The organism is Rhodococcus jostii NBRC 16295 (assembly GCF_001894825.1).
GTDB classification, from domain to species: Bacteria; Actinomycetota; Actinomycetes; order Mycobacteriales; family Mycobacteriaceae; genus Rhodococcus_F; species Rhodococcus_F jostii.
Genome location: NZ_BCWY01000016.1, coordinates 54,872 through 73,514 on the forward strand (window position 1 = coordinate 54,872; position 18,643 = coordinate 73,514).

General features: G+C 65.3%; 15 protein-coding genes. 4 read left to right on the forward strand and 11 right to left on the reverse strand.

Annotated elements, in window-relative coordinates; genetic code table 11:
* The first annotated feature begins 184 nt into the window (after positions 1 to 184).
* Positions 185 to 715, forward strand: coding sequence for an MTB12 C-terminal domain-containing protein (locus tag RJ1_RS13110; RefSeq protein ID WP_240319690.1), 531 nt, complete (start codon positions 185 to 187; stop codon positions 713 to 715).
* A gap of 1,078 nt (positions 716 to 1,793) precedes the next feature.
* Here RJ1_RS13110 and RJ1_RS13120 read toward each other — a convergent pair.
* The 7 genes from RJ1_RS13120 to RJ1_RS13155 form a co-directional block, all read right to left on the reverse strand.
* The gene (locus RJ1_RS13120) at positions 1,794 to 4,184 is read right to left on the reverse strand and encodes a tyrosine-type recombinase/integrase (RefSeq protein ID WP_073360502.1); all 2,391 of its coding nucleotides are present in this window, start codon (positions 4,182 to 4,184) and stop codon (positions 1,794 to 1,796) included.
* A 174-nt stretch (positions 4,185 to 4,358) separates the two neighbouring features.
* Positions 4,359 to 6,761: a hypothetical protein gene (locus RJ1_RS13125; RefSeq protein ID WP_073360504.1), complete on the reverse strand. Its 2,403-nt coding sequence runs from the start codon at positions 6,759 to 6,761 to the stop codon at positions 4,359 to 4,361.
* Positions 6,758 to 7,093, reverse strand: coding sequence for a helix-turn-helix domain-containing protein (locus tag RJ1_RS13130; RefSeq protein ID WP_174694976.1), 336 nt, complete (start codon positions 7,091 to 7,093; stop codon positions 6,758 to 6,760). Before RJ1_RS13130 ends, RJ1_RS13125 begins: the two co-directional genes overlap by 4 nt.
* A complete protein-coding gene (locus RJ1_RS13135) occupies positions 7,093 to 8,121 on the reverse strand; it encodes a tyrosine-type recombinase/integrase (protein ID WP_083400704.1) in 1,029 nt (342 codons plus the stop codon). Before RJ1_RS13135 ends, RJ1_RS13130 begins: the two co-directional genes overlap by 1 nt.
* A 200-nt stretch (positions 8,122 to 8,321) precedes the next feature.
* Positions 8,322 to 9,374: a tyrosine-type recombinase/integrase gene (locus RJ1_RS45355; protein ID WP_240319691.1), complete on the reverse strand. Its 1,053-nt coding sequence runs from the start codon at positions 9,372 to 9,374 to the stop codon at positions 8,322 to 8,324.
* Positions 9,375 to 9,544: 170 nt separating this feature from the next.
* On the reverse strand, positions 9,545 to 9,751 hold the full coding sequence (locus RJ1_RS13150) for an SOS response-associated peptidase family protein (RefSeq protein WP_240319692.1): 207 nt from the start codon (positions 9,749 to 9,751) through the stop codon (positions 9,545 to 9,547).
* Between the two features lie 43 nt (positions 9,752 to 9,794).
* On the reverse strand, positions 9,795 to 10,142 hold the full coding sequence (locus tag RJ1_RS13155; RefSeq protein ID WP_073360512.1) for a histone-like nucleoid-structuring protein Lsr2: 348 nt from the start codon (positions 10,140 to 10,142) through the stop codon (positions 9,795 to 9,797).
* 235 nt (positions 10,143 to 10,377) lie between these two features.
* Between RJ1_RS13155 and RJ1_RS13160 the strand changes: the two genes are divergently transcribed.
* Together RJ1_RS13160 and RJ1_RS13165 are read left to right on the forward strand one after the other, a co-directional pair.
* Positions 10,378 to 10,734 carry a type II toxin-antitoxin system RelE/ParE family toxin gene (locus tag RJ1_RS13160; protein WP_043790203.1) on the forward strand — a complete coding sequence of 119 codons (357 nt, stop codon included), beginning with the start codon at positions 10,378 to 10,380 and terminating at the stop codon, positions 10,732 to 10,734.
* Between the two features lie 5 nt (positions 10,735 to 10,739).
* Positions 10,740 to 11,045, forward strand: a complete 306-nt coding sequence (locus RJ1_RS13165) for a helix-turn-helix domain-containing protein (RefSeq protein ID WP_073360601.1) — start codon at positions 10,740 to 10,742, stop codon at positions 11,043 to 11,045.
* 989 nt (positions 11,046 to 12,034) lie between these two features.
* Here the strand turns inward: RJ1_RS13165 and RJ1_RS13175 are convergent.
* The 4 genes from RJ1_RS13175 to RJ1_RS13190 all read right to left on the reverse strand — a co-directional run bounded on the left by RJ1_RS13175 (position 12,035) and on the right by RJ1_RS13190 (position 17,492).
* The gene (locus RJ1_RS13175) at positions 12,035 to 12,655 is read right to left on the reverse strand and encodes a DUF4158 domain-containing protein (RefSeq protein ID WP_162850317.1); all 621 of its coding nucleotides are present in this window, start codon (positions 12,653 to 12,655) and stop codon (positions 12,035 to 12,037) included.
* Positions 12,656 to 12,849: 194 nt separating this feature from the next.
* Positions 12,850 to 14,403, reverse strand: coding sequence for a serine hydrolase domain-containing protein (locus RJ1_RS13180; RefSeq protein WP_083400432.1), 1,554 nt, complete (start codon positions 14,401 to 14,403; stop codon positions 12,850 to 12,852).
* Complete coding sequence (locus RJ1_RS13185; RefSeq protein ID WP_073360604.1) at positions 14,400 to 15,944, reverse strand: alpha/beta hydrolase; 1,545 nt, start codon at positions 15,942 to 15,944, stop codon at positions 14,400 to 14,402. The genes RJ1_RS13180 and RJ1_RS13185 overlap by 4 nt, the downstream gene beginning before the upstream one ends.
* 822 nt (positions 15,945 to 16,766) lie before the next feature.
* Complete coding sequence (locus RJ1_RS13190) at positions 16,767 to 17,492, reverse strand: Lsr2 family DNA-binding protein (protein WP_073360516.1); 726 nt, start codon at positions 17,490 to 17,492, stop codon at positions 16,767 to 16,769.
* A 223-nt stretch (positions 17,493 to 17,715) separates the two neighbouring features.
* Here RJ1_RS13190 and RJ1_RS13195 point away from each other — a divergent pair, with 223 nt between their 5' ends.
* The gene (locus tag RJ1_RS13195; RefSeq protein WP_073360517.1) at positions 17,716 to 18,588 is read left to right on the forward strand and encodes a helix-turn-helix domain-containing GNAT family N-acetyltransferase; all 873 of its coding nucleotides are present in this window, start codon (positions 17,716 to 17,718) and stop codon (positions 18,586 to 18,588) included.
* Positions 18,589 to 18,643: the final 55 nt, after the last annotated feature.

The window sequence follows — 18,643 nt, forward strand, 5'->3', positions numbered from 1 at the left end:
CCAGAACGGCGTCAGACCCTTTTCCGGACTAGCGAAACGCGCCCCTGCCAGGTCAATGAGGAACGCCGAATGAGCGCCGGATGAGGATCGGCTAGCGGACATCCGATCGCTGATGGAGATGCTTCGAGGGATCTCGTGCGGCACGGGTTGTCACGCTGCGTGGACTCGGGGCGATACCTAGATCATGAGGGTGAGGAAAGCCGCGATAGGTGCCAGCGCTCTTGTCGCGATCGCAACCGTCGCCGGCGCCTGCTCGCCCGCGGACACCGAATCGCGCGATCCGACCGTCTTCGTCCAATCCACCCAGTTCGCACCGCCGCCGGCACCGATCACCGATCTCGTCCCCACCGCCGAACAACTGACCGCCCTCTACAACGCCACAACCAACTACTCCGTACGTGAGGAGGACCGCGCGCGACGCTTGGAGGGCCCCAGCGACCAGACGACTTTGCGAATCGCGCGGGCCTGGGGTGCGCAACCCTCACCCCAATACATCCAGTTCACCACCGTGGAACCCGTCGGCCCAGACATGATCAACGCGACTGGGCAGGGCCGCCTTGATCGCATGGCCCCTTACCCGGTGGGACCGATCCCCTTCGTGCGTTCCAACAACGAATGGAAGCTGTCCCGCGCTTACGTCTGCGGCATATTGACCGTTTTCGCCAACCTCCCAGATCCAAGTTCAAGTACCCAGACCGCATATCAGTGCGAGTGAGAGTCCGGAAACAGCGATAGCGCGCTCCCCTCACCGGGACGAGATCGGCCCAGCACGTGCCCGCAGCGGTTGGCGCTCGTCCCGGCTGGGGATCGTCCACCGGGATGATTCAGACGCAAGAAGCAACATCTACCAGTGGTTGTCGGGATATGGCGCGGGCGGTAGGTAGCTTGGACGGATCATTCGAATCCTGTGGGGCTGGCTATCTTCTGGCCTGTCAGACCTGTAGAGGAAGGCTTTTTGCGGGATGCTGACCCACTCGATGGCCCAGACATTGCCCAGCCGGTGAACCGTCGGTGAGCTGCCGTCTTCGAGAGTGAGATCGATCTGGACCTCGGGCTCGGCGTTACCGTGGAGCACCCACCATGAGGCCCCGGGGACGTCCCCCGGCGTGTGCTCTTCGATCAGACTCTCCGCGTTGTTAAGGAGTGGTGGCCTCCACATGGAACCAACCGTCGTCGGCCAGTAAGCAACTTCGCGAAGCCGTTCAGGGGTCGCAACACATGACGTTCCGTCATCACGCGCCAGTATGACTACGCGCGAGATTTCCAAGACGAGACTACGAACATTCATCGACGACTCCCGTTTCGAACGATACGGACCGAGCCCAGAAGCAGGTGCAACTTTGCGCCGAATAGAGATTCGTCATCCGGGGTGAAGAGTTCGTCACTGGTCGATAGGGGTGAAACCGACCCACCCACCGATGTCATCTTCGTGGCCTCTATACGGATACTCGGGTGGACCTTTTGACGGGCTCCGGAATGGCCGGCGGTTGCGAGTATGGCCGTTGATAGTCACAAATAGTGTGCGGGGCAAGCTCTCCCATTCAAGGCCCTGAACTCGTTGTACTTGGGTGGCCACGAATTAGAAGCCCTCGACCGAACACCGCTGTGGGTGCTGTCGGCATCACCTGGCCGAACCTCTACCGATTCTTCCCGCAAGCCGGCCCGTGAGCGGGACGCGCTGACCAGCACGAACCCGTTAGACCCGTCCGATGACATTCCCATTGCCGGGGTGCCAAACGGAGCGAAGGCGTCTCTTCGCGTGTCGGTAGGCCAGGAAAGGATGATGGTCGAGCTCATCGGGGTATTCCGAGAAGTACCGGTCCAACGGCCCGACGTTCGGCACGGTCGAGAGCGGCCATCTTTCCGGCGGCCGCATCGAGGCTGATCTGTAGACCCTGTATCTCGCCGAGCCAGCCATTGGCGCGGGCTTCGGCAATGCGGTCGCGCAGGTTCTCGATAATTTCGCCCAGCCGTGCTCGTGCACGCGGATCCACGCGCAGCATCGGACAACGAACACAGGCGTGTTCGTGACTGCAGGGAGTGGCGTAAGGGCGGCCACAGTCCCCGAGCTCAAGCTTTCGGGTCTGAAAGTGCTGCTGAAACTCGGTCCACTCTGCGCTGGTGGGTTCCCGGTACTCGTCAGCCGGGCGCACGGCTCGCCGGCCGTCGAGGAAGGCGCGGTACGAGCGAATCAGTTCCTCCTGGAACACAGCGGTGTAGCCCTGTGTCGTCACCAGTCGGTGGTGCCCAAGAATCTTCGCGGCAATGTGGATCGGCAGGCCACCGGTGACCATCTCGGTGGCGAACATGCGCCGAAAGTCGTGCGCGGTGGCCTTGATCGGCTCACCGGCGGCGTTGCACACTCCCATCCGCTCCCATGCCTGCGCGAGTAGTTGGTTGACCATCCCTGCGATGATCACCTTGGACTGGTAGTCGCGATGGCGTTGGAACAGATGCGGCAGCGGTGGTCCCCAGGATCGCTCATGGGCATCGTGGCGAGCCACCAGCGAGACCGATCCGCCGCCGATGGCGCGCAGCCGACTGACGACGCTGGCGAGAACGCTGGCCAACTCGGGCGTGACGACCAGCAGCCTCTCCTGGTTCGTCTTGGACGGCACGATCTGGAGCAGCGGGATGACCTCACCGGTATCCGGCACGCGGTGACTGACAACAGCGAGTTGGGTGAGCTCGAGCAGCTCTTCGACTCGGACGCCGGTGTGGCGCAGCGTCTCAACGATTGCCCACGTCCAGAACGCTTCGTCCTCGAGGTAAGTCAGGTCGAGCCGCTCGGCGGTGGCGACGATTTCAACCTTGACCGGTTCCTCGACTGTTCGGCGGACGGGGCCATGCCCATCAACCCTCAGCGCTAATCGGCGGTAGCGAATGCCGATGTGTTCGAAGGTCTCGTCGTACCCCGCGGATTGGCCGGCGACGAGAAGCTCGCCCTGCTGTCGTAGGTGGTCTGCAACAGAATCGGACAGGCGCATCAAGTGCGGCAGCCGGTCCCGGACACGCTGGTGCATACGCGCGGTGACCTGCCGCTTGTTCTTCATATAGCCCTCGGTGTCGCTACGCCGCACCGGGCACGGCACTGCCCAGGGAGCCCAGGACGGGTCTTCCAGCGCCCAGGCGGCGATATCGAGGTAGAAGGCTCGGACGGGTACGAAGATGTTCAAGACGGCCAGTCGTTCGCGGACGGTGCCGTCGGCTCGGACGACCGTTCGTGTTCGCTGTCGCCAGGCTTCGGCGACGTCCTGAGGCAGGTGGAGCGAGTCGATGCCTGGGTTGTGGGCTTCGATGTCGGCCCAGAATGCGGCAAGGACACGAGCGAGGTTGGCGAAAGTGCTGTAGTCCAATGCTGGGCGTCGTTCGTCGAGGTAGCGGACGATCACGTCGCGGATTGGCCGACAGATCAGGTTGTTCGAGTCGACGATCTCACCGGTCGACAACTGGCCGCGCATCCGCATCGTGTGAAACGGCGCGTCCGGGATCTTCGCGATGCCTCGCACTAGATCCCAACCGATGCTGATACTTCCGCGGGTTTGCCCGCCGGGTCGCCCAATTGCATATCGCAGGTTCATGAAGTCGTCGAAGGTAAGCTCGTCAAGGTTGCGCCCGCAATGGAGGACTAGCGTGGTGAGGGTGTTGAGTGCGTTGACTCGCTGGGGTTTACGGATTTGCAGCTTTTCGGCGTTCTGTTCGGTCAGTGCGAACAGGTCCGGTCGGAAGGCTGCGCGGGCTTTTCCGTAGAGAATCGGCGAGGACAGGGTACGCAGGAGCCTGTGGCTGGGCAGGATGAACCGGATCAGCATCAAGCAACCCAGGGCGTCGATGAAGACAAGCCGCTTGGCCTGCCGGGAGCGGGGATCGTCCCGGGTGATCGCTTCGATCCAGTGGAGGGTGTCGTCTGGGTTCGCGAGTTCCCAGCGTGCCTGCCAACCGTCGACGGGGTGGGTGGCTAGCCAGTCGAGGATTACTCGCGTCGCCGCGATGATCGGCCCTTGTTGTCGTGGCGAGCGGCGGGTCATTTCGGGCGAGGCTCTCAAGGCGGTGAGCACATCCTCGGCAGCCGTGCAGTCCAATGGACCGCCGACGCCGCCCCGCGCGCCCCAGCGCGCGCGTTCCTCGTCGGTAGCCCGCCAGACCGGTGACCGCTTGGCTGGTGTCGGTGCCGGCGCTCTCACTTCGCAGCTCCACCGAGAAGCACGGTCAGGTCCGCGGGGTCGTACCGATTGGCCACGGGTGGTGCCTCCGGAGCCGCCTCGTGTTGCCGGTCGAGATGTGTCAGAACTCGCTTGGCGACCTCAATATCTTCCTCGAATAATGGTGACGTCGGATATTCGAACTGTCCGAATGCCTCATGCTCTCGGTGATCGTCGGCTGATCTCGGCGGCGTAGTTGGTCCAGTCTCCGGCGGAGAGTCGCTGCCATGCGACTGCGACGTCGGTGTGGATGCCGAGGGTGCGGGCCAGGATCGCTGCGGGGATCTCGGTGGCGAGCTGGAACAGGGCGGTGCTGCGGTCGGCGCCTGGCCGGATGCCGAGCTTGTTCAGTCGTTCGACGAGTTGGCCGGTGCTGATGGGCCGCCCGGGCTGCCCGCCTGGGAACAGCCAGAGCGATGGTGTCAGTGCACCGATTGTGGCGTGCCCCTTGCGTTTTTCGGCGACGGTCCGTGCCAGTTCGTCGACGGGGTGGGGAAGATTGATCGGTGAGGAGCCCAGGTGCAGCCTGACGGCGCCGTTGCTGGTCTCGAGGTCGACGATGGTCATCCGCGAGATTGCTGCCAGGGTTTGGGCGTAGAGAAGCACGAGCAGGCCCGCGAGCCGGTCCTCGGCCTTGATCGTGTCGTCGTGTAGCAGCCGGCGGGCGATGTCCCATCGGTGTTGGTCATCGAGCGGCCGGGTGGGCCCCATCCAGCGGCGTGCGGGGACGCGGGCGCTGATCAGCTTGTTCTTGTGGGCCCAGCGTATGAAGTGCCCGGCGGAGCCGCGGTTGGCCGCGGTGTCGTCGGTGAGCCATTGGTCGAGGTCTGCTTGTTGACAGGTGTCGAGGGTGAGTTGGTGATCGGTCAGCCAGTCGAGGAAGGCGACGGCTCCGTAGGTGCGCTGCCGGACGGAGTTGAACTGTTGGATCGTGGTGACGGCGCCGTTGTTGCGTTGCCGCAATCGGCGGACGAGCTGCCAGGTTGTGTAGCGGTGCAGCACGTTCCGCTGCTCGGGATCCGTCTGGGCGGCCACGACGCGGCCGAGCAACTTCTCGGCGCGGATCATGTGCTCGTCACGTTCGGGCAGGGCGCCGACACCGACGAGGACCTGCCGCAGGTGAGCGAGAGCCTGGCTGTCGGGCAGTTCGTCCAGCGCTTCGTGGGTCAACGCCCGCCGACCGGCGGCGAGGTCGGCCAGGACGGGTGCGACGGACTTCTTCCTCAGCCATCGCATCGCAGTGATCGGGTGCTCGGCGGTCGCGATGTTGTTCCGCAGCGCTTGCAGCCCGGGATGCAGAGACGCCGAGGACGGGCCCAGGATCTCGTTGAGGCCCTGGTTGATCAGGCAGCGGGGGCATTGCCCGGGATGCGGGTGGGCGGGGTCACTGCAGGTGGGGCAGTCATGCCAGACGGCAGGGGTGGTGCAGTCCGCGCAGCGTGGCTGGTCCAGGGTGCCTGAGACGATGGACGCGGTCCGGCCGCAGGAACAACACCGTGCCGTGCGCCCCTGACAAACAGGACACCATGGACGGCCGGTGATTCGGGAGGTGCCGCAGGGTTTTTCTTCGCCGCAGATCGAACAGACAGAGTTCGGCAGGGGCGGACAGGTTCCGCAGATCGGGCCCTCCGGCGTGCGGAGACTGACCGAGCGGCGGCGCCCGCAGTTGAGGCAGACTTCGAGATTGTCGGGGTCGGTGACCAGGCAGTTCGGGCAGAGCGGCCGGCCCTGTTCGTCCCGGGTCGCGGGCTCGCGGTTCGCGCCGCAGCGGACACATTCCTCGACACGGCTGTGGGCGATGCAGGTGCGGCAGACGCGTTGTCCGTCGAGGGGTTTGTCGATCCGGACGACTCGGTGGCAGCGGGGGCATGCCGGTCGGACGATCCCGGCGACGCCCGCGGCATGTAGGGCTTCGATCAACGGAAGGATCGCCCGGACGGGCGCGAGGTGCCCAGCGCCGGTGAGCAGTTCGGGTTGAGCTTCCAGTGCCCAGCCGATCCCGCGCTGATGGGACGGTCGGGAGGCGAGCTTGCCGACCGCGACGGCGATGAGGTCCGGGTCGACGTCCGGGTCCAACCGTGCGATCACACTGTGTATGACGCCGATCGGATCGCGGTCGTCGCGGTCGGGGCATCGGGCGCAGCGGGGCTGCCCGGTGCGGTCCCGGGTCGCGGCATGGCGCTGTTGGCCGCAGGCCGCGCAGGTCAGGGGTCGGATGCCGCAGGACCCGCAGTACCAGTCCTGACCGCGCCGCTGCAGGGTCCGCATCGGTTTGCCGCAGCCGGCGCAGACCGGCGGGGAAACCTCCGCGCCCGCCTCCCGCAGAGCGATCAGCAGATCCCCGATCGCCCGGGGCGCCGGGGAACGACCGTCGGTCAAGGTCACCGAGCGCTCGGCGAGAAAGGCCGCCAGCCGCCGCGACTTCGACCGCCCGCCAGCGACTCCGGCGACAACGGCTCGGACCTGGTCCGCTGTCAGCCGACCATCGACCGCCAGCACCAGGTCCGTGACGAACCCGACGGGGTCCGAGATCACGCGACCGTGGTCAACTGCGGTCACGGCAGCTCGACGCCGCGGATCCGCGCCCGCCGGGGGCGTAGGTCCCCGATACCGGCCTCGGCGCCGACAGCCCTCTTGCCGCGCGTGGTGGCCTCGGCGGCAACGGCCGGTTCGATCAGGTCGTCCATGGTGCAGTCGAGGATGTCCAGCAGCGCCATCAGGATTTTCAGGCTCATCCGTTCGGGCCGTTCGACCACGAGCCGATAGACCTGGCTCGAGGACAAGGTGACGCCGCGTTTGTCCAGCGGCTCGATCAGGTCGGTGGTCTGGAACATGCCGCGGTCGGCCATGACCTTGCGCAGGTGCCAGTGGTAGTCGAGTTTGGCGGGCATCATCGGTCCTTCTCTGACGGGGCCAGTACGGGCGCCAGCGCCTTCTGCAGCATGGTGTTCATGTAGTCGGTGCTGACGTGGGTATAGATGGCCGTCGAACTGTCGCTTTCATGCCCGACCTGCGATTGGATAAATCGACGGTCGGCGCCATCCTCGGTGAGGTGGGTGACGTAGGAGTGCCGGGCGCTGTGCACGACCAGCGCCTTCGGGAGCTTGAGCGCATCCCGGTAGGCGACGAACCGGGCGTTGATCTCCGCGGGCTTGATCCGCCCGCCCCGCTCGGTGACCCAGAGCGCCGGATGATCCGGGCAGCCGAACCGGGGCCGGACGTTCTCGACGTAGTCGACCACGGCTTCCACCGCCCAATCCATCACCGACAGCACATTCCGCCGCCGCGGCGGCTGGCCCCGTTTCGCCTTCCCGTAGCGAACGTTGAGTGTGCCGTAACGGCCGAACTGCGGCGCCGCCGGGTTGCGACCGAAGTCCACCAGATCCAGCTTCGCCGCCTCGGAGCGGCGGAGGCCCCACCCGTATATAACCTTAAAAATCGTCGCATCACGGTAAGCAGCAAGGGCCCCTTTGCGTTTCGCGCGCACCGCGCGCTCGACCTGATCGTCGGCATAGTCCAGGAACCGCTGCATCTCCTCCCGGGTGAACGGGCGCGCCTCCGGCCGGCCCTCGTAGTCGTTGAGATGAGCGATCGTGTTCCACTCGTGGCAGATCGCCACCGGATGGGTGCCGAACGCTTCCTCGCACGCGACAGCCCACCCGTATCGGCCGTCGACCAGATACTCGCTGAACAACCGCAACCCGCACTGGTAGCCCCGAATCGTCGACGACGCCAGGTGCTTTTCGCTGGTCAGCCACAGCGACCACTCATCGATGTGCGTCGGGGTCCACTGCCACGGATAGTCATTGACGAACTCCATGAACCGCCGAACCAACTTCTCCCGGGCCGTGATCGTTTCCTCGCGCAGCCCGCGGGCAGCCTGCTGGGCCCGCCACCCACGAAACATTCCCTCTGCCATCGCATCCTGCGGGCGCAACTGCGCCACCCCGGACACCAGCTCCAGACGAGCCGCCCCAGCGAGATCGACCTGCCGCAACCCACACTCCTCACGCCACCGAACAGTGCGAGAATCATGCATCAGACGGGCTAGTTAGGGCAAACCGGCTGGCCAACAGGCATTCTCCCGTCACCGCTACGGTATTCTCACCCTGCTTCCCATCAGGCCACCAGCAGATTTTCGCCCGTCTGATGCAATTCCCGAGGGTTCAGGTAGATCGACGCCGTGGTGTCAATGTCCGCGTGGCCGAGAATCACCTGCACATCACGCAAGGTCAGGTTCGAGTCGCGTGACATCCGCAGCGCCGCGGTGTGCCGTAGGTCGTGCATCGTCCAGTTCGTCCCGAGCGCGCTGTTGACCCGCCGGAACACCGCCCGCAGCGCGTCATAGGTCAGTGGTTGCTCCGCAGGTCCAGTGCCCCTGTCACGTCGACGCACCGTGCGCCAGATCGGCTCGTTCGGTCCGACGGGGGCGCTCCCGCCAAGATAGAGGCGAAGCCAAACGATGGCTTCGGCACTGGCCGGGAGCCACTGCTCGGCGCGGCTGCCCTTGCGGATCACGCGCACCAGTTGATCGCCCCAATCGACGTCGACACCGCGAAGACCGAGCAACTCACCAGCGCGCGCGCCGTTGCTCAGCGCCAGCGCCAACAGCGCCCGGTCCCGGTGCGAGCGCAACGCGGCGAACACATCACGCCACTGCTCGTCCGATAGGGTCCGCGGCCGCCGCTTCGCGATCGGTGGGTTGTAGCGCAGTCGACCCTCGGGCCGGAACGGCTCCATCGGATTGTGATGCTCGTTGGGCCGAGCGCGCCCCGCCCGCCGCACCGGATTGACGACCGGTCCCTCGCCGAGATCCGCCCAATACTCGTAGAACTCCCGTAGTACCGCCAACGCGTGACGGACCGTCCGCGGTTGGTAGCGGTCGTTCAGGTATGCCTTGCGAGTGATTGGATTGACTGTTCCCGCTGTCGTCGACGACACCGTGCGCGCGGACGCGCCTGGCTTGGTCGCCGCACCGAGCCACAGGGCGTAGTCGCGAATCTCCGCTGATGTCGCGCGCTGCCACGGCACGCCGACTATCCGCAGCCATCGCCACCACCGCAGTAAGTCGTAGGCGTAGCTGCGCGCGCTACCCGGCCGGTTGCCGAGTGCGGAGAACTCGACCAGATACCGGCGAATCGGCTCGATCGCTCCGCCGACATCGTCGACCACCAGCCATGGAGAAGGACCGGAAGCCTCGACCACCGAACCCCACCGCTCAAGTTCAATCCGTAAGCGATCCACCATCCACCCCTTCCGAGAGCCGTTGCCATCAAAAGAGGTCTATGCCACTGCCTTCAACTCGAACCGCAACCAGGACGGCGCGTCGTCGCTTAGTCCGGTCAACACCCCCATTTGAGGTTGCGCAACTGTCGTTGGGGCTGCTCGTCGTCGGTGTCCTTCGGCACGCGGACGATCACGACCGGGGAGGTCTTCGTGGGCGCCACGTTGTAGTCCGGCGCCATCTCCGGGTCGGCCCGCTCGGGGTCGATCTCGAAGGTCTCGAGCAGTGTTTTCCGGCTCGTCGTCGATGCGTAGCGACCGCACATACCGATAGCGTGCCACGGCGCACCGACGAGGCGGGTGAGGCCGTCAGTGGGCGTCGTGGAAGGCCTGCTCGATCTCGGTGGGGATACGGCCGCGAGAGGAGAGCTCGTGGCCCTGCTCGCGCGCCCAGGCGCGGATCTTCTTCGTTTCGTCGGATGGCCGCTTCACGACATTGGCGTTGCCCGGTCGGTCCGAGCGGTGCTTGCGGCCGCTGACCCGGGTGGAGTGCGCGATGTAGTACTCAAAGGTTTCGCGGATTTCCTTCGCGTGCTCGTCCTTCAGGTCGATCACGTACTCGACGCCGTCGACTGCATAGTGGATGCTCTCGCCGTTCTCACCGAAGGCGGTGCCGTCGATGTCGTCGACCATCTCTACTACGACCTTGCGTGCCACAGATTCCACTCCTCGTTCTCCGGTACCGACCGGATGACAGTACTGGCAGTATCAGAAAACGTCGCGCGCCCTACGGGCCTGGTGGTGCCCGGGCAGAGGGTCTGACTCGAGAAGGGTCTCGACCCACATCGTCCAGTCGGCTGACCCAGGCGTACGCGGTCACACTCGTCGCTCTACCTGCGACCGGCACTTATCATGCAAGGGTGATATCATGTAGGTGTGATACTCTCGCGCGGTGGGGACGTGGACCGTAGAGGTCGGGCTGGTCGAAGAGTGGCTGTTGGCACTGGATCAGTCGTCGTACGAGCAGGTGGTGGCCGCGCTCGAGTTGCTCGCGGAGCGCGGACCGCAGCTCGGCCGACCTCTAGTCGACACGGTGAAGGCGTCACGTCACAAGAACATGAAGGAACTCAGGCCGGGGTCCAGTGGCCGCTCGGAGCTGCGGGTGCTGTTCGCGTTCGACCCCGAGCGAAAGGCGATCCTGCTGGTGGCCGGCAACAAGGCCGGACAATGGAAGACCTGGTACAAAGTCAATATCCCGATCGCCGATGACCGCTTCGCGGCCCATCTCGACGAGTTGGAAGGTAGGTGAACACGATGGCAAAGAGTCTCGAGCAGATGCTCGTCGAGCGTCCTGTCGATCGCGGCGCGGTCGAGACACACAAGGCCCGCATGATCGACGAGGTGCGTGCGTATCGACTTCAGGAGCTGCGCGAATCGGTGGCGATGACACAGAAGCAGCTGGCCGAGCGGCTCGGAGTCGGGCAGAACCGGGTGTCCAACATCGAGCACGGCGACCTCGAGCGTGTGCAGATCGACACGTTGCGCCGGTATGTCGAAGCCGTCGGCGGAGCACTACGCGTCGAGGTCGAACTCGGCGACGAGCGCTTCCAGATCGCGTAATCGACGGTCGGAGATAGCCCAGATGGTGTTCGGCTGGTCCCGGACGACGTCCGTTCTGGCCGGAGGCCAGTCCGGTGGTGGGATCGTGCTCGCCCACGAAGGCGGCCTTGGCGGTAGTCAAGTAGTGCTCGGCTTCCCCGCGGCTGCGGGCCTGGAGGTCGTAGCCGAGGCGGGTGACGATCTCTGCCGGTGTGGTGTCGAACCTGTCCATCGCGTCGTGATCGTCCAGAATCCAGGCGGCGGCTTCCCGCTCGCCGGACGACCAGGGTTCGGCGGCCGTCCATCCGCACCGGTGTACGGCGCGGGCGCGGGCGACCCAGTCGGCGAGCCGATTCCGGCGCAGGGCGTCGACACCGCCGTTCGTCTCCGCGTCCATGGCCCAGATCGTTTCGACGAGGCGGCCGATCGGCCAGTCCTCGGCGGGGACAGGAGCGGGCTGCGCATCCACAGGAGCGATCGCATCGTCCGCGATGGACGCGGAGCCTTCCACCGCGCGGAGTGCCTCGGGGAAGGTCGTTCCCGGGTGGGCGGCCTGATAGGTGCGGGCGGCCTTCTTCTTCGGGGAATTCTTCGTCATCGCGGCGGTCCAATTCACTACTCACGGGCGACGCCCCGCATTCGCCGCCGTGGTCAGTGACGGATCGGGCTGTCGCAGATCCAGCGGACCTTGCCCTCGAGTGCCACCGGAAATGATGATGCGGGCATCACGGTGACTCGGGGTCAGCCGTGCAACAACCGGCTCTGACCACGAACCTAATGGGAGTCAGCAGCAGCCGACGACATCACCTACGAAACGCGTTCAGCATCCACCCCGCCCCATGTCGACCGTCCGCTTTGATGATTCAGCGGCCGATCGCGACGGTCGCCGCTGACTGTCCCCGGGTCAGGCACGCGAATCACGCCGCCGTTGGTCGTTCCTTCGGTATCAGTAGCGCGAGAAGGGCGACGATCAGGCCGCCGCCGGCGAGGTACAGCCCCCAGCGATCGGTTCAGGCTGACATTGCCCGGATCCGACCGGATCGACGCCAGCACTGCGGTGCCACCCTCCAGCTCGCCGCTCTCGTCGCCGGCCGGGCGACCAACGCCACAAGCTTCGCCACAACCTCGGTCGACAACCGCGACAGAACCTTGTCGAAAGGGACGTCCTCGCCGCGGCTCAACCCCGACGCGACGATCCGGTCGATCCGGCCAGTCGTCGGCGGTTCCAGCTTCCGGCGACGCAGCTCGGCCAGCAGATGATCCCGCACCCGATCACCGCTGCGCTCGATCTGAGTCACATGATCGGCCAGCCACCATGTCAGCGCGTCCGCACCGGCCCCGGTGCATTCCCGGAACCCGAGGGCCTGGCGGATCTGGGCACGGTGGTGCTCGATCGTGCTGCCGGACCAGTCGTAGAACGCGATCTCCGTGCGCTCCACTCCCACCTGACGTGCCACGTACTCGATCGCCTCGTCCGGGACCTCGGCCCGCCCTCGTGGGAACCGGCCCCGCTCGGTATAGAACCGGAGCAGCAGCGCGAACCCCAGCCGAGTGGGACCCCGCTTGCCACCGATCAACGCCGGCTCGTCTCCAACGATCGTCCACGCGTCGATCAGCTCGTCCTCGTCCACCTCACGCACCACAGCCGCGCAAGCTAAAACGAGATCACCATCAGCACAGGACAATTGCGGAACGCGACACGACCCTTACTGCCCTGCGCTCGGCATTCACCCCGACTTGCGGCTGGTGACACGATCCTTACCGGCACCCCAACTGATTCAAATTTCGCATTGCGCCACCGGCTTCCCCGGGGTAGATCGGCTATCTACTGCAGGTGCCGGTAGAGCCGGCCGTGGTTGCTGAACCAGGCGACATTCCCATCGGACCCCCGAACGAAGTTGGATCGGGTACCGGTGGGTTTGAGGTCGGGGCCAAGGTCGAGCCCATAGTCGGTCTTGTAAAACGCAAGGCCGAGATTCGGGACTGTCTGCTCATCCGGCAGGTAGGTGCCATCCGGGGCGTCGCTCATGTTGCCGACGAGCTGGCCATCTTTGCCGCGGAAGTTGATCACGACGGTCCCCAGGGTGCCCGATTGATCGATGTCGTCAGTGGCATACGCCCCCTCGTAGGGCGCCAACTCGGCCGTGCTCAACTTCTGGGGCGTCGCGGGCAGGTTACTGATTCCGGCGAAGCGGCGAAGCGACCAGTCCTCGGCGAACAGTTCGTTGAGCAGTTTCCCTCCACCCTCGGAATTGGTGAGCACGGTCATGGCGAAGTTACGGCTGGGCACCATGAAGAACCCGGATCGTTGACCCGCCCAGGTCCCGCCATGTTGGACGATCGTCTCGTTCTCCGCGGACGGCCGCAGCATCCATGATGCTCCCATGCCGGTGAGTTCGACCTGAAGCGTGCCGCCGACGCCTGGATTGGAACGCATGGCGATGAGCGAGTCTTTGCTCATCAACCGATCTCCCTTGGGTGTAGTGCCGTCGCCGAGGTGGAAGCGCGCGTAGCGCACCTGATCCCGCACGCTGGAAATCAACGATCCGGTCGGGTTGCAGCTGCGCGAGAAGAACCAGAAACCCGGATCCACAACGGCTTTTCCGTCGTCGACGTTGTGGGAGGCGGCGATATTCCGGCCGATTATCTGGTCCGAGAAGAAGCGGGTGTGACTTAACTCGAGCGGGTCCAGCAGCATCTTCTGGACGGCGTCCTCGTAGACCGATCCAGTCACGACCTCGACAATCCGCCCCGCCACCACCAGCCCCGCATTGTTGTAGGCGAAGACCGTGCCCGGCGGGGTCTTTTGTGGGAGCCGGGTCATCGACGCCACAAACTTGGTTATCGCGTCGTCGCCTCGACCGAAGTCCTGGAGATCGTCACCGAGCCAACCCGACGTGTGGTTGAGCAGTTGTCGCACCGTCGCCGTGGCGCTGGCTTCTGGGTCGGCGACCGCGAAATCGGGCAGATACTGGCGTATCGGTGCCTCCAGATCGACCTTGCCCTCGTCGACGAGGCGTATCACGGTCGTTCCGGTGAACGTCTTCGTCGTGGAGCCGATCCGGAACAGGGTGTCGCCGTCTACCGGTGTCGGGTGGTCGACATTGGTGACCCCGTACCCCTTGATGTACTCCTCACCGTCGGCAATGACGCCAACCGCGACCCCGGGGATCGCGTAGTCCTTCATCGCCTTGTCGATCTTGGCGTCGAGCTCGTTGAACGCTTCCTTCGTGTTCGCCGGGACGCTCGTAGCTGTGGTGGTCGACTCCTTCGACGAGCATGCCGGCAGTACGAGCACCGCCAACCCGGCGACCGCCCCGCCAAGCACCGCCCGGCGCGACAACTCAGGGCCACCGACGGCGAACACCTCGGTCGTCATCGGCGTGGCGGGAGAATGTCGTATGCCGGCAGTTGCGTCGTGTCCGTGCAGGATGTGTCCGGCTTTTCCGGATTGTCGAAAAATGACGCGATTATCTCGGCTCCGCACGGTGGCTCTGCATACACACCGTGTGCAGCTCCGGGCACTACCGCGACTATGGATTGCGAGAGATCCTTCGCGATGTAGTCGCCCCACACCGCTCCGGTCTGCCCGTCGTAAGTTCCCGACAGCACAAGCGAAGGGATGTCACTCACGGTGATGTCTCGGATCGAGTCAGGGGCCTTCGGCACGTCCCACACTTCGCAGGCGTCGCGCAGGAACGGCAGCTGCGGCGCTTGGGCCCGAACGGACTCCGGCAGTTCAGGGAATTCCTTTTCCGCCTGTTGCATTGACTGCTCGACGGTCTCGAACGGGATCCATTCACGGCACCAAATGCTCAGGGTGAGGCCCCAATGGAGGACGCCCCTCTCCGGATGCCCCCAAACCTCGGCCCAACGCGACGCAAGGGGCTGCGCATTCCCGTGTGCGAGCTCATCGACCGTTGATGGGAACTCTTTCGGTAGATGGGTAGCCACGGGGACAAACCAGTTCAGCAGCATTCCGCCGTCGACGACAACCTTCGTCTCTCCTACACCCTCAACGTTGACCGTCGTGGTGATGGGCTTCGCTTCAAGCTCATTGACCAGCCGGATGAACGTTGCCCCCAGGTCGGGATAGCGCTCTTTGCATGCCGGCTGGTCCTCGCACGCCTCGACCATGTTGTCGAATGCCTGGCGAGCGCTGGCCCAGGTCCACCCCAGGGCACCAACCGATGGAGGCGTCACTCCGTCGAACACGATCGACTCGATAGCGTCGGCGTCTTGACGCATGTAGATCAGCGCAAGGTCGGTACCGTACGAGTGGGAGAACACATTCCACTGCTCGAGGCCGAGCGCCTTGCGTAAATCAATCAGGTCATAGGTGCTCTCGGTCGAATTGAACGCCGAGAGGTCAACGGTGGGGGCCAGGCGGTCGTGGCACTCCTTCACCGCTTCTACGTACGCATCCCGTGTGGACTCAGCGTTCCACGCCATTCCGATCCTTTGGGCGAAGAACTCGAAAATCTCCGGGCAGGGCAACGGCGAGCTGGACGTCGCGTTGCCGCGCTGTCCCATCAGGATCAGATCGCGATCACGGTTCAGCGGGACGTCCGGGTTGATCGGGGGATCCGTGACCCCATCCTGACCGGGCCCGCCCATGAGAAAGACGATCGGAGCCTTGGTCGGCGGCTGCGTTTCCGACGGAACGATCGCTACTGCCAAGCGCAAGGTTCCGCTGTCTTCTTTGGTGCGGTTCACCGGTACCACCAAGTCTCCGCAGCGAGCATTCTCCAGCAGTGGGACCGGATTCGGCGTCTTCGCGCACGGACCCTCGACCAACTCCGCCGGCGGATGAGCCACGGTCGCCGGTGCCGAACCGGACGGATCGGAATTGCTGCTACACGCTGAGCTGACGAGAATCGAGACAAACGCAATCGCCGTTATCTGGTTCGCAAACCGCATGTCGACCACCCTGAATGGCGACCGCCCGAACCTTGTGTTCGGGCTCGGCCCGAGTATTTACCCAGATAAATCCTGGCACACCCCCAATACCGGAAGTTTGAGAACCGATGAAATCCGGCGATCCTGATGCGGACGCTCGGTCGGTGATGAATCGAATCGTGCAGTCGGCCAGCTCGGTTGCGAACGCATTCCATAGGCGGCGCGAGATCACCGCCGCAAAACGAGATAGCCGGTGCGATAGATTCCCCGATTGGCGTCAGGGACGGGCCAGTTGCCCGCTGTGGTCATGATGAAAGGCAGCCCGTCCAGTCGATTGTCCATACGCGCGCCCAGCGTCCCGCTCGCGATCCTCTTACAGGACACTCGAACAGGACACTCGAAACGCTCCCTCACTCGAACGGCCACCAACGTGGAATCTGACGCGGCTCCCCGATCGGGCCGCATCCACGGGCGATAATGGTCCCTATGACCGCAGAACTTGTCCCGTGCGAGATGGACGAGTGCCAAGACGAGGCGACGCACACTGTGCGGATCCAGCCGCCGGAAGTACGGATGAGCGATCGCCTCACGTAGTTCTCGGCGAGGTACGCGAATGATGATCGCGCAGATACTCGTCGGCCCGACCCCGGCTAAGGTAGGGCAAGTCGGGTAGACCAGATCCCCTCGGTCACCGGTCCTTTGAACGACGCGGCCACGACACCGATGCAACAGCCAATCATCAATGCGGTCAACGTGAGCATCCCGGTCCGGATCCTCCCGCATCCGCGAGTTCGTTCTGACACACGGCTGCGGCTCTCTGGAGCCGAGCAGCGCCCCGTGAGGTCAGTGCCCGGGGTGAACCGTGGCGTAGGCCTCCCAGATCTCGGCGCGTAGGCGTCCGCGGTCGGAGACGGGAAGGCCATGGGCGCGGGCCCAGGCTCGCACCTCGGCAGTGGGCGGTGGAGATGCGGCGGCGTGATCGTCGCCTGCGGTGGGGGCGTCGCCGGCCGTCGCTGCCTTCGTGTCATTGTCGGTGTCCGCTTCGTCGCCGGGGCCCGCATCGTCGACGTGTTCGGACGTGTCAGCGGCCGGCGCTCTCGGTCTCGCCGCACGCCTACGGCGCGTCAGCGCACCCGCGACGCCGAGGACGCCCTTGCCGACGTCGGTGGCGGTGGTTTCGGTGCCGTCGATGAGGTGTCCGACGGTGTCGTCGTCGAGGACATCTCCGGCCATGTCCGCGGTGTCTTCAATTTTGTGCGCCGTCTGAAGGACCTCGTCACCGCCACCGGCGACCAGGCGATCCGTGTCGGCGTCGATCCGGGCGGTGCCGGCGGTCATGGCCGCCACCCTCACCGATTCGAGGAGTTGACCGCGCACCGATTCGTCGAGGGCCGCGAACTCGGGCGCTGATTGGAGCAGCTTCGTGGCTTGGTCGACCATCTCCTGAGGGCTGCCGGCGAGGCGTCCCGCGCTCGCGGCGGCGAGCATCATGCCCGGCTTCGTGTGGCGGGCTCGGCCCAGCCAATAGCCCACGATCACCGCGATCGCGACCTGCAGTCTGGTCATCATCGCCGACTCCCACGCATGGATTTAACTGTGCGCGCTACTCAGATCGACTACCCCGGACCGCGCCCGCTCAATCGACTGAGGACGGTCGTGACCGGGTATTTGGGGTGCGACCACGGCCGGCTTGCGATGCGGCGGCGCGCGCACCGACCGGTCTTCGCCTACGACTGCGGGCAGGTGGTCAGCGCGGGGCTCCTTCCATCGACACTCATCGATATATTGGGCCATGACTTCCCTGGATGCGCCGGACTCGAGCATTGCCCGCCCCGCCGGTGCGGATGCACTGGCACCGGACGATGCGGCCACCTTCGCCGGGCGGTTCGCCTGCCTGGCCGACCCCACCCGCGTGCGGCTGCTGCACCAGGTCGCCGGCCACCCCGCGGGCATCACCGTCGGCGAGGTCGCCGAGGCACTGGGGATCGGGCAGCCCACCGTCTCGCATCACGTCCGCAAGCTCTCCGAGGTCGACTTCGTGACCGTCCACAAGGACGGCGCCAGCACCGTCGTCAGGGTGAACCCGTCGTGCTACACCGGACTCCCGCACGCGGCCGATGCGGTCATGGGGGCGCTCGCCGCGCGCCCGTGCAGCCCGGACGACCTCCCCGACGACGTCACGGTGCGTCCGATGGCCGAGCAGGACTGGGACGCGGTGCGCCGGATCTACGACCAGGGAATCGCCACCCGCACCGCCACCTTCACCACCGCGGTCCCCACCCGCGACGTTCTGGACGCACAGTGGCTCTCCGATCACCGGTGGGTCGCGGAGATCGACGGCACAGTGGCCGGCTGGGCCGCCCTGAGCCCGACCTCCAGCAGGGACTGCTACCAGGGCGTCGCCGAGAACTCGATCTACGTCGGGGACGGCATGCGTGGGCGCGGCGTCGGCAAGGCCCTGCTGCGCACCCAGGTCATCGCCGCCGACGACGCCGGCCTCTGGACCCTGCAGACCTCGATCTTCCCGGAGAACCGGGCCAGCATCGCCCTGCACCACTCCGCCGGATTCCGCACCATCGGCGTCCGTGAACGTATCGCCCAACTCGACGGCACCTGGCGCGACACCGTCTTCCTCGAACGCCGCAGCCCAGCCCGCGACACCTGAGAGGACACCGCTCCGGCCCCGCCGATCGGGACTCGTTCGACCACCCCCCTCACCA